The organism is Sphingobacterium sp. GW821-FHT03E03, assembly GCF_059420745.1.
Map to the genome: position 1 here is coordinate 20,309 of NZ_JBWKUH010000040.1, position 12,484 is coordinate 32,792.

The 12,484-nt window shown below is 39.7% G+C and carries 11 protein-coding genes; 6 read left to right on the forward strand and 5 right to left on the reverse strand.

From position 1 onward, the window contains the following. The first annotated feature begins 251 nt into the window (after nt 1-251). Nucleotides 252-452, forward strand: a complete 201-nt coding sequence (locus tag AC07UV_RS24495) for a hypothetical protein (RefSeq protein ID WP_495185651.1) — start codon at nt 252-254, stop codon at nt 450-452. Nucleotides 453-615: 163 nt separating this feature from the next. Here the strand turns inward: AC07UV_RS24495 and AC07UV_RS24500 are convergent, their stop codons facing one another. Beyond that, the gene (locus AC07UV_RS24500; RefSeq protein WP_495185652.1) at nt 616-1,437 is read right to left on the reverse strand and encodes a hypothetical protein; all 822 of its coding nucleotides are present in this window, start codon (nt 1,435-1,437) and stop codon (nt 616-618) included. Nucleotides 1,438-1,751: 314 nt separating this feature from the next. Here AC07UV_RS24500 and AC07UV_RS24505 point away from each other — a divergent pair, with 314 nt between their 5' ends. From AC07UV_RS24505 to AC07UV_RS24515, 3 genes are all read left to right on the forward strand, one after another. Beyond that, complete coding sequence (locus tag AC07UV_RS24505) at nt 1,752-2,126, forward strand: hypothetical protein (protein WP_495185653.1); 375 nt, start codon at nt 1,752-1,754, stop codon at nt 2,124-2,126. Nucleotides 2,127-2,136: 10 nt separating this feature from the next. Beyond that, nucleotides 2,137-2,676: a Crp/Fnr family transcriptional regulator gene (locus AC07UV_RS24510; RefSeq protein ID WP_495185654.1), complete on the forward strand. Its 540-nt coding sequence runs from the start codon at nt 2,137-2,139 to the stop codon at nt 2,674-2,676. Between the two features lie 281 nt (nt 2,677-2,957). Beyond that, entirely contained in the window at nt 2,958-3,182 is a 225-nt protein-coding gene (locus tag AC07UV_RS24515; protein ID WP_147420441.1) for a hypothetical protein, read from the forward strand. A gap of 52 nt (nt 3,183-3,234) precedes the next feature. Here AC07UV_RS24515 and AC07UV_RS24520 read toward each other — a convergent pair whose 3' ends face one another. The 4 genes from AC07UV_RS24520 to AC07UV_RS24535 are packed head-to-tail and all read right to left on the reverse strand — an operon-like array spanning nt 3,235 to nt 9,634. Next, nucleotides 3,235-4,503 (reverse strand): TlpA family protein disulfide reductase, encoded by a 1,269-nt coding sequence (locus AC07UV_RS24520; protein ID WP_495185655.1) that lies wholly within the window; start codon nt 4,501-4,503, stop codon nt 3,235-3,237. A gap of 19 nt (nt 4,504-4,522) precedes the next feature. Beyond that, on the reverse strand, nt 4,523-5,896 hold the full coding sequence (locus AC07UV_RS24525; protein WP_495185656.1) for a RagB/SusD family nutrient uptake outer membrane protein: 1,374 nt from the start codon (nt 5,894-5,896) through the stop codon (nt 4,523-4,525). 14 nt (nt 5,897-5,910) lie between these two features. Continuing rightward, nucleotides 5,911-9,237 carry a SusC/RagA family TonB-linked outer membrane protein gene (locus AC07UV_RS24530; RefSeq protein WP_495185657.1) on the reverse strand — a complete coding sequence of 1,109 codons (3,327 nt, stop codon included), beginning with the start codon at nt 9,235-9,237 and terminating at the stop codon, nt 5,911-5,913. A 16-nt stretch (nt 9,238-9,253) separates the two neighbouring features. Then, a complete protein-coding gene (locus AC07UV_RS24535; protein WP_495185658.1) occupies nt 9,254-9,634 on the reverse strand; it encodes a hypothetical protein in 381 nt (126 codons plus the stop codon). Nucleotides 9,635-10,617: 983 nt separating this feature from the next. Between AC07UV_RS24535 and AC07UV_RS24540 the strand changes: the two genes are divergently transcribed. Beyond that, nucleotides 10,618-11,493 (forward strand): nuclear transport factor 2 family protein, encoded by an 876-nt coding sequence (locus tag AC07UV_RS24540; RefSeq protein ID WP_495185659.1) that lies wholly within the window; start codon nt 10,618-10,620, stop codon nt 11,491-11,493. A gap of 616 nt (nt 11,494-12,109) precedes the next feature. Next, on the forward strand, nt 12,110-12,484 hold a 375-nt coding region (locus AC07UV_RS24545), incomplete at its 3' end, for a transposase (protein WP_495185660.1).

The following is a 12,484-nucleotide window of genomic DNA, read 5'->3' on the forward strand; positions in this document are numbered from 1 at the left end:
AATAATATTTTCTAATTTTAGGTTAACAATCAGGTGAAAGCCTTGCTGGTAAAATGCCGCTACAAATAACCAATATTAGCCCTATACAGACATAGCACATGTCAAGCACAGATATAGTACTAATGATGTATTAAAATTGTAGATAGAAAAATGTACTTAAAGGGTACTACAGGAGTACTTTATGAGTGAACGATCATAAACAAGCAATTAGCCGATCAATAAGCAATTTTTAACAATTAAGTAAATATATTATGAGCAATCAACGTGTCTGCATCTATGCAAAAGATGTCAGTATTCTCTTGGGAAAGAGCTACAAGCAATCCGTCCGGATCCTCCGGACGATCAAAGATGCCTACGGAAAAGGTCTTAACCAATACATTACCGTCGAAGAGTTTGCTTCGTATACCGGTATTGATGTAGAAACTATCAGAAAGCAATGTCTCCGCAATTGACCTGATGTATTGCTGAGTATTTACGTCCAGGTCAGTTAGTCATTTACTTTATGTTCCTTTTCTTTGTTCATTGACTATCGGCTAATCTTTAATACGTTATTTCCCCATCGCTGCGACTATTGCACAGGGATCAGAATGATTTTCCGCATTAATCCTGAAGCCTTCACCCCTCTTGTTCTTTAACAGTGTTATACCACTGCTGAAAATACCTCACATCATTTTTATGAAGGTTTAAATATCCTTTTAAAGGCGGTTTTAGATATATTCTTAGTGCTCTGCTACTGCTGTCCTTTTCAGTATCTGCTATCGCCTCGAACTGGACAACCCAGCTTCCGGTAGAGAAAAAACGGTAATCTTCGCCGATCAGCTCTTTTACCTCTTTCAGGGTCGTGTAAGCTAATTTATGTTCTTCCCCATTTTTATCCGTTGCGACTACCCGCCTATTGATAAGGACCATCGAATAATATAGCATAAAATTATGCTGAGGATCTAACTGATTCACCCGAATGCCATTGTTAACATTACGCTCTACTGTCCTTACATCATTATTTTGGATAAAAAAAGAAAAGATCTCCAATGCAAAGAAACAGATGATCACCATCAGTACGATCGGAAAGATCACTTTCATATAGTTGGATAGGCTAAAGCTATTTCCATAAATATGAAAGTAGGTCCTAGCAAAAACAATTGCCAGGGAAGCCGGAAGGCATAAGCCCCTGATGAAAAGTTGCAACCATTCTTTTGCACTTAGATTGCTCTGCAAAAATAGGTAACGCCGCATATTCATCAACCAGCTTACCGATAAAGCAAGTAAATATAACGCTATGGTATTGATGAAGAAAAATTTAATAAATCCAGGCTCCTTTATTATTTCCAAAAATCCTTCCGGTTCGCCATACCACAAAATAGTATAGGCTGCCAACATGGACATGATTATTCTAAAAATATTAAAAATAGCTCTCCGCCGTTTATAGAAACGTTGCATAGGGATTCGTTAAAGATTACAAAAAATTTAGAGGACGCTATAAATAGGACCTTAGGTTGGTCCCAAGATACATATTAAGGATTAATAAAATGTATGCATTATGATTTTTAAGCAATGAATTACAATGTACCTGTAAATTTTATATACTAATAACTACACAAAAGTGTCGATATACCGTAAAACGCTGTCCGAATTTCTCATAAAATGTCCGAATTTCTCCTTTTGAGCACAATATATTCAATTGTAAAAAAATCATTATCTAGTTTTGGGTCAGTGAAAATCACTACCATTTAAAACATCAAATAAACTAAACTATGTTGAAAGAAAAGTATCCGTTAACATCAGATGGTGTAGACGAAAAAATTTACGACCTCTATCGTGAAGATGACAACCAAGTTGAACTGGAAGCCATTTATGTGGAAAACAATTTTTTTGATTGGGTCAATCTCAATTTTGAGCTTACCGAATCACAGACCACCTACATGTATTCGTTGGGAATTGCGTTTGCCATACAAAATGGAAGCGTGCTCGCTTACTGCTTTCGCCACCGATTAGCTGTCACCCTCCTCAAAGGTAATAAAGCACTGCGCAGTTCAAAATTTATCCGGCGCGAAGAAAACGTGGAAGTTACCGCACAGCCGGGACAAGATGATCTTGTATCTGGTGGGGTCAGCTATTTTATCAGCTAAAGGAGGTACTATGGAAAAGGAACCGATAGAAAAGCTGATCAATATCATTATGCAACATGTATCTCTACTGCCTGAGATGCAGGAGCAGTTATTGTCCCATATTTTTATTAAAAAGATCTTCAAAGAGCAGTACCTTTCCCTGCATGAGAAGGATCACTTCTATGTGCACTCGGGTATCCTGAAAAAGCAGGATCCCGATACCGGCGATATTGCCCACTTTATCGTTGAAGGCGATTTTGGGATCTTTCCCTCAGAAAAGGATGCCTACAGTTTTGTAAGCCTGGAGCCCTGTACCATTGCGGTAATTAGAGTGAATGATATCGACAGCTTGTTGTCCCGGTACCGGCAACTCATTACGCCGTACCGGCATATGATCTTTAATTGGGCGCAGCAACGGCTGCGCCGCATTTCACTTATGCTCCTACCTGCCGGTGAGCGTAAGGCCGCACTGCTTGAGAGGCTCGGTCCGAATTACAACCGCATACAGAACAAGGACCTGGCCACCTATCTGAAGATAAGTGAAGGTTACTTTAGCAAGCTACAGTTGTAAAATTACCATTGACAAATGGTGATTTTCATAGTCAGTTCTGGCTATTTTACAACTGAACAAGGCGATACATTTCAGATCTTAGTGATAAGAAAAGGAACATAAGTAATACACTACCGACATTATGAACTTGGGAGACAAAAGTTCAAAGGGTAAAAAAAGGTCCGGCAAAAGGGGTACCCCGCCAGACCGTTGGTTACTAGTGATGGTAACTACTATGGGGACCGGTATGACTGCAGCGTACTGAATTATAAATCTAAGTTCACCAATTAAAATTTTGGATTATGCCACTATTTCAATTAAGTGCGACCGGGAACCCAACAGTTCCTGCAGATTATTCTTTAAATCCATCTCCGTCATGTGCCAGCGGGACAAATCAGATTTGTTCGATCACGGCAAATGATGACGGCACTGGTAAACCGGTATTAACTCCGGCATTAAAGGATCAAATGATCGTCGCTTTACACACAAGAACATCAAACCCGCCAACGGTTTCTCTGCGTTCTTAAATTTTAAGTGTAAAAAAGGAAGAAATGGGGCGCACTTGCGCCCCATTTTGATTTACCGCTCACGAATCACTAACACTTCCATATCCCTAGAGCCTTCCTTGATCTTCAATCCATAATAAGAAAGCCGGGCATTTAACTTTTCAAGATCATAACCGTTAGGCACCTTTATAATACCAGTATATTTGGACTCATCAAATACTGGTGGGAAAACACCCGCGAAATCAAGGTAACCTGTCAAGGTCTCCGCCCCTTCGACAAGGTTACTGTCATTATCTGGTATTTCGGCAATTTTTTTCTCGTCGGGCTTGCCTTCATTGACAATGATTAAACATGGTCTTTTTTGCATTTCCCATTTTACATCAAGATTAAGTAGGTCAGAAAGATCTTCCAGTACTTTTTGCACCCGAACAGTATCAGATACTTCGAGACAATCTTTCCTCTCATAGCAAATCGCATTTTGCTCCGCCCAAGCATGATAAGGCAATGATTTAGACTTGTCATAGAAATAACGATCAGGATTGGCAACTTCCCATACAATACGGTCCTTTGTTAGAAAATATTTTGGCGTTTTAATATGCGCCCAAGCAGCCGTAAATGCACCAAGGATATCCAGATTATTAATGTAGGTCACATGCATCCGTTGTAGTGAATCATACCTATATTTCAATCCGGTCGAATTCAGATTGTTTTTATATCCAGTAAGCTGGATCGATCCCATTAAAGACTTTCCCCTGGAATCAATTGTTTCCGACCTTTCTTCTATTTCACTAATCGCAAAATCATCTTTCAGGGGAATACTGATTGTTTTCCCATCCAATAGTCTCTGGATATTTTCTTCATTAACAAAGTCAGGATGACTGATCGCTTTCACTTCATTGTTGATTATCCATACCGTATGGGAGACCGCCTGATGTGGAAAGTATTTTTTTAATAGCGTATCTGACACGATTGTCGGTATCTTAACGTTATTTTCCTTCAAAAACTTATTGTTCGCATAGAACTTTTCCATGCGCTGCTTATCTTCATAAGTTACCATCACAACATCTAACCGATCCTTAAATTGCATTTTTAACTTGTTTAGACGGGGCATATTCTCTATGCAGCTGGCACAGCCCGTATTAAAAAAGTCCAGGATCAGCAATTTGTTAGCTGACTTTTTGTAATCATATACTTTATTGGGATAATTGACAATTGTCGATTTCGGAAATGAGGGCAACTGTGATCCGATCTTCAACTCCTTATTGCGATCTATTTCATTTTTTTGTGCGTGAGATGTTAAGCCCAAGATCACAAAACCTAGCATTAAAATTAATCTGTTCATCGTTTGTATTTGTTTTTGGTTATCTTTTATTCTGTTCAATTTTTGATTCCCTTATTACATCTATTGGAATTAATAAGGCATAAGCAAGGCTTTTCGGTGGGAGGCTATATAACTTATCCCCTAGTTTCCTCGTCAAGGTTTTCTGTGTTTTCGGGTCTTGATTGAGCCTTTTCAAATCCGCCCACCGGAGGCCCCTAAATACGAGTTCTCTCCTACGTTCTTCTAGAATAAATCGTAGAAGGTCATCCTGATTAGCGATATCCACCAATTCAAAGGCTGTTGCCGGATATCTGTATTTTCGAAGTGTATTTATGGCTGCTAACGCTGTATTTCGATCGCCCAGTCGTGTAGCAGATTCGGCTTTCACCAGATACATCTCGCTTGTGGTCAGGCCGACAAAATTTCCAGATTGGGTATTATCGTATGATCCTTTGAAGTCATAACTCATTTCCGGAAGATCATAGTTGTTCATAAAGTAGATTTTTTTACGTAGGTCACTAGCCGTATAGCTCTCATACAAATCGTAGTCCACACGGGCGTAGCCCTGCATCAATGGATAGTTAAAGCTGGTAGTGGCTGAAAACAGCACTTCCGCATTGAAGACCGGTATCGGTGCATAGGAATATATATTCAATGTATTATAATCTAATAGCTCACTGGTGATCCCTAACGCTGAATCCGCATAGTTATAAGCATTTTCATAATCATGCTTGTCTAGGTAGAGCCGGGCAAGACCAGCAAATGCAGCAGCTTTGGCAGGACGGCCTTTACCTGATGCCGTATTTCCTAAAAAACCAGCTGCTTTTTGGTAATCCGATATCACCTGACCATACGATTCCTGAATGGATGCACGCACTGTTTTGGTGTCCAGTTGTGGGCTCAATTTCAATGGGATACCAGGTTGGTTGTTGGCCGTTGCTTTATCATATGCCAATGCATAGCAAGATAACAGCTGGTGGAAGGCAAACGCTCGATAAAAGTGAGCTGCTCCAGCTACTTGTTTGTATTGCCCCATGTTTACACTATGCTGATCTAGGCCCCCAACAATTTCAAGTACCTGATTTGTATTAAAAATAACCTTATATGCGTTCAACCACTGCACAGAAAGCGATGGGACATCATTTGACCAGATGTAATAATTTCGGTCGTCCAATAGCCCTATGGATTGCCAGATCGATACCGGCAGGAAGTAATCGTCTGCGCTCACCTCAGCTGCATTTGGATAGCTGCAATTCATGACCGTATAATCATTCAACAATAATTCGCAGTCATTCAGATCTTTTGGCACCACCATCTTTCCGTCTGGCTTTACGTCCAAAAATTTATTACAAGCCGTAAGCGATGCAAGCACAACCAGTAAAAACATCACTTTTAATTTTGTTGTATTTTTCATTCTGTTTTCCTTTCTTAAAATTTACAGCTCATACCAATTGAGAGAGATTTTGGATCCGGGAAATTCTCACCGAATTCAGGGTCTATTCCCAATTTATTGCCCCTCCATATCGTAGCTATATTATTGACATAGCCATATACACGAAGTTCCTTAAACAGACGGTTTCTCTTTGACGGAAAATTATATCCGAGCTGTATATCACGCAGTTTGATCTGGTCTGCGGGTCCAATCAACGCAGAGGACATGCTATAAAATAGATCGCCGTAATAATCCAGCGGAAATGCCAAGGCTGGTATATCCGTATGCAACTCATCCCCCGGCTTCTGCCAGCGTAGAGCATAATCCTTATGACCAGCATTGGCCTGCCAAAACTGGTAACCATTGAAAGATTTGCGCCTGAACTTATGTCCAAGCTGGTAGCTTATATTAAAAGAAAATTCAAAACAGCGATAGCTAAAACTATTTCTCAGACTACCAAAATAAACGGGCTGCATAGAGCCAAGATTAACCATATCCTTAACCTTCGTATTATTGTAGATAGCAGCATAATCGGTAGATTCTACCCCATCAACCAGACCTATCGGGCGTCCTTTCTCAGCATCCAGTCCTTTCCAGGAAAACCCGAGTGCAGCATACACATCAAAACCTTCAATTGGCGTCAAGATACGGTTGCCACTGACGAAGTTTTTACCATCATCATTACTGATATAGGATTTGGTTACCTTAGTACGGTTGTACGCGAATACAAGATTTGACATCCATTGAAAATTAGTGGATCTGATATTGAGGGATTGTAGATTGATATCGACACCTCTACCCCGCATATTGGCACTATTGATATTTAGCGTACCAAAACCAGATGTCGCATCGATCATTGCAGGTGCGATAAGGTCGGTTGAATTTTTGATATAATATTCTATTGAACCGGACAACACATTGTTTTTCAAGCCAAAATCTAACCCAAGATTGAACATCCCTACATTCTCCCATCTTAAATTGGGATTTGGGGGATTGCTTATCGCAGCGTACGTATTTCCGGTTACATAATCCGGATAGGGCGATATATCCATCACTGGATAGGCAGAAACAGTATTGTTGACATTGCCATTATAACCAAAAGTAGTCCGGATTTTTAAAAATTCAATTAGGCTTTGATGCTTGAAAAATAGCTCATTTGAAATCAGCCAGGCCACGCCCACTGACCAAAATGGCTGCCCCTTATTATTTGTTTTTACACCAAATAGATTGGATGCATCTTTACGGATACTTCCGCTCGCTATGTACCTACTTTTAAAAGTATAAGAAGTATTCGCGAAATAGGATGTAAATCTATTTACTCGATTTTGCGACTCTTGCGGACTATAGATTTTGCTTCTGCCAAGAATGCCATTCCCCCATGGAAAGATAGAGATCAGGTCGACCGGTTGCCAGGTCAGCTGATCCTTATTATACCCCCAATAGTTGGCGCTGTATGTCCTGGTCTTCATATCTTTGATCTCCATTCCTGCGATAGCCGATACTGAATGGTTTTCTGAAAACTCATGATTATACGACAGCTGAAAACGTCCCTGGTGCATGGTCCCTTTTGTATTGAGGATGTAGCGGTTATCGCCCAAAGGAAGATTTCTCTTAACCGGGGTATAATCCCACTGGCTGAATGAATTGATCTTATCACGCATCACAAAGGAATTGACGCTTTTCCAATACTCCTGATCCTGCTGCTGATCGCGGTAGTTATACAATATGGATGCTCTAATTCCAAGAGGCAATTTATATTCAGCATTGAAGTCAAGTACGATATCACTTACGTCTACCCTATTTGTGATCAGGTCAAGATCCTCTAGAGGCCGATATCGCCAATCCAGTAATTTATTATAGGCAGACAGTGTATCCAAAAAGAACGGATTGACACCAGCACCATCAATTGATATAGGTTTGCCGCCCGCATCAGCTATGAGCGTATAAGGATAATTTCCTGCCATAAGGTTGCTATACTGTGTATTGGTACCACTCGGATCCATCAATTTCGATTTCGTATAGGTAATTCCAACGCCTAGATCGAGATTTTTTATCGGAGAAAGCTGGGCGGAGCTTTTAAGGTTAACGCGGTCAAAATTAGAATTGACCATATTGTCCAGGTTTTTATCATAGCCTGCAGAGAACAAATACCGCAATGACGTGCCGCCACCCGAAAGCTGTGTATGATATTGCTGTTTCACAGCATTTCGATAAACATATTTTAAAAACTGATCCCGTGTATCAATCTGAGCAAGCCGATCGAGTTCACGGTCGAGCTCATCACTCGATAAAAGACCTTTTTCCTTTTTCATCATAAGAATCTGTACTGGTGAAAACCGGTTGAAAATTTGGCTCTTTTTATAATCGTAAGCACCTTTTTCAAAGTAAAAGCGCTCCACATCGATATAATCCCTGCTCGACATTTGAGGTAAATAATAAAGATCAGGCTTGGCCTCTACGGTTAGATTGGCATTAAAAGAGACCTGCACGGGCTGGTTATATCGACCTTTTTTGGTGGTAATTACGATGACACCATTCCCTGCCTGCGCACCCCATATAGATGCTGCGGCAGCATCTTTGAGCACGGTAATATTTTCGATATCATTTGGATTGATGTTATTGAAACTCCCAAAATACGAAGAGCCGTTTACCCAGTTCAAATCCCCTTGATATGGCATGCCGTCCACTACGATAAGCGGCCAAGGATAGGAACGCATGCTACTTACGCCTCGAACGTTTATAAAAGGTAGCTTGCCGCGATCAAAAGATTTATCACGACTGATGCTTGGCACAATATCTTCCAGCCTGCTCAAAATATCAGTGGACACCTTACGATTGAGCAGCTTGTTGTCCACAAACTCAAAACTTCCCGTTGCCCGCTCCTTCGGAATCTTTTGGTATCCGGTAGAGACCACCTCCACCTCCTGGAGCTGGTTCTCTAAGGGAATCAAATTTACTGTTAATGATACGCCGGCTGAATACGGTAATGCTAAGGGCTTAAAACCGATATGGCTAAACTTCACCATTCCTGCCGAAGCTATTACTGGCACTGTGAATGAACTGTCACTTTTAGTGGATGCTCTCCCCTTTTCATCTTCGATACGAACCGATACGCCCTGTATCGGTTTACCATCTAGTACCGAAACCACAGTACCAGATACTGTTAAAGGCCCATTGGCCCCGCTATCCTTGCGGGGCGTCTGAGCCGATAAACTAAACTTAGAACTTAGAAGGATGATTATTACAAAAAATATAATCTGTATTGTTGGAATGTTAACTACCTTATCCAATAAGGTAGTCAACGATTTTGATTGTTTCGTCATCTGCTTATTGTTAAGATCAGTCTAAGTCTACCATTCTACCAAAGAACTCATGGATCCTCTTGGTGATCTCTAGCTCATCCAGGCTACTCTGCGTGGTTTCAGCACCGGATATATCCAGCTGACTGATCTCAATATGGTCCGTATGCACATGAAAGTATGCGATCAATAACCGCATCAGACGGGCAGCAAATATCTGCTTATGGCAGAGCTGCACGATGTTACCACTTTTCTTATACGCAGGCGCGTGTTTCAATATGGTATTGATCGTATTCTGGATGGTATTGATATCGTATTTTTTCCAAAAATCGACGATCTTATCTAATGGATTATATCCCTGATCGTGCACTTGGTATATGGCTAGCTCGAGGGCGAGCACATTTGAATATTTTTGATTCATTTTTAAGGTTCATAAAGATGACTTGAGCCTTGTTCTATCTATTGTAAAGAACATAGCTTCCCCCATTTGCGATTTTTCGCATTCCAAAGAGGTGTCATTGCAGGGAATTCACAGTCCTTGCAGGTGTCACAAATTAAGAATTAACAAAATCCCGAAAAGCGCCCCAAAACGGTTACAAGGTATTGATTAGGGGGACATTATGGCGCTTCCTATCGGGGCAGTTAAAAAACCGACCTGTATTTTATAGAAAAACTATACAAAAATTCCTTAGTTTATTTGGAACAATAAATTTTAAATACTATTTTTAAGTTGTGAAGGCTCGAATAGAGTACTTAAATTTATTATTAACCAATCTAAAGGGAATGTTGCAAAACAGACAGATCGGAAAACCATGAAAAAGGGAGTACTTATTTGTATCCTATCGGCACATTACAAACCTGCGATAGCAGCCCCTCTCCTGTTTCGGTTTTTAATGATTTAATAAACTATTCGGGCGCGCGTATTGCGTTCTTTATGGGAATCGTGTGTTCTAAACGATGGCTCACCTCCTGGAGGCAAACTGTGGTTTTTTGGTGGGTGTTTTCTAATCGTTTTATCATAATCTTATTTGGTTATTTATTTAAACGAAATGCACTCTGAAAACCAGATGGGAAAATTAATATTGGTATAAAACCAATAGAGCGATGCCCATAGCTTCTGAACTGGCACCGTCAAGAGCCTCCATAACCGAGATTATGGTTCCACAGAAGACTTACATGAGCAACGCTCTACTGGACTATTATCTGCAAAGATAAGAAAATCCAATAGAAAGCGAGCTCACGATCAACTCATGTGGAATTTGACGGTTTCGTTCATGAGTGACAATCGTAAAGAGATGCCTTACCAGTATCTCAATTATGTCGCTATAATAATTAGCACAAATATAAGTGTAAAATATGACTTTAAAAAGTTTTTCAAGTAAAAGTCATATAAATTTTTAAGAAATGCCAACATCATTAGGTGAATATTTAAACTCTTTAAAAATCATTAAAGACAAAATTAGAGATCTGGCCGATATAAAAAGGCCAAGAATGAATGATTTAAATAATAAAGAAACAGCGAAGCCTACGCCAGAAGAGTTCTATAAGATCATCTACCTAGCCATTAAATCAGCAGGTCTACCAGATAGCGAGTTTGAGAATGCAATAGAGACAATTTTCCCAACCAGGCCGAAAGAACATCTTTTATTAGACTTTAACCATTTACCAAAAGAAGTCCAGTTTCTAAAAAAATATACACTTAGACAAAATGAAGTCGAAGAAAAGATTGGAATGTCAGAAAATAAAATAAGTAGACTTGCTAATGAAAAAACAAAGGATCTACTAGCAGTTGAATTAATCAGTTTTATCGAGGGATTAGGAGATAATGTCTTAGAAACGTTCAAGAAAATTTATGGGTCCATTAAATCGGTTGACAATGCCTTGCCACCTCTCCCTATTCTAAACGATAGGACTAATAGGATTTTCCGATATGTTGAAGCTTATAATAAGATGGACGTGGAAAATATGACAACAAATTTCCCTGACGACATTATTTTCCAAAATATTATGAACGGTGAGCAAACCATGTACTTACAAGGAATTGAAAAATTCAAGAAACACGCCACTGAAGCTCTCTCCTATTTCAGCGAAAGAAAGCAGTCCATCGAGACGATGACTCATAAACATAATTCTACTGAAATAACGATTAGCTACAAAGCTGTTGCTTCAATGGACTTTCCGAATGGACTAAAAAAGGGCGATGAGATAAAGTTAAGGGGAGAGTCGATTTTTGAGTTTTCTGAGGATGGAAAGATAATTAGGTTGACGGATATAGCTTAATGAATCGGGATAATATTTATCAACGAGGACTCAAAAAATAAGATAAAAGACGTTACAGGAATGTATCTAAAAACACAGACAATGATTAACATAGATAAAGCGTTTAATACTGAAAATAGAAGCATTTTATGAACGATTAAAGGGAGTGTAACACGAACTGTGTCATTGGATCTATATTTTTCAATTAGAGCCAATTCAGATATGTGCTAAAAATCCACTGAAGCCTTCCCGCTTTTCAAACATTGAATAAATAGCGTGAATTTTGTGTCTTGTTCTCAAAAAATAGAAGGTTTTCTATCCAACCAAGAATAATTGCATAAATCTGGTAGATATTTACCAACGCATTTATAGGGCTCCGGTGTCTGGAATAACGTTATTGATATTATTAGGCAGTTAAAACATCAGTACTTTTAATTCTGATAAGTCTGTTAAATACATTCCTTAGAGTTTATTTAGTCGCTCTTAAGAAAGCTCCACGTTTCGATTATTTAACAAAAAGCGCGCAAGAGCGACGAATTGAAAATTAAGAAAGACACTGTCTCATCAAGTGTGTAAGTTATAAAAATGCGGAGTTGGAAAGGACTTCACATTTTTATTTACTTAACTTTATAAGAGTATGATTGACAAGGAGTCACTATTAAACGACAAGGAGTTCTTAAAGAGTTTTAAGGACGGCTTGGAGCTGCAATCGTTTTTCCGCGAGTTACAGGCACGTGCAGTATCGCAAATGCTTGAAGGAGAAATGGACGGCCACCTTGGCTATGAAAAGCATGAGCGCAGTGGTCAGGGTAATTCACGCAACGGACATACGAGCAAAAAGGTCCGTGGCGATCAGGGAGATCTGGAAATTCAGGTTCCCCGGGATCGCGATGGTTCATTCAATCCGATCATTGTCCCCAAACGCAAGAACATGATTGATGGAGTTGAGAACGTGATAGTTTCGCTATATGCCAAAGGCATGAGTATTTCGGATATAGAAAATATGATGCGG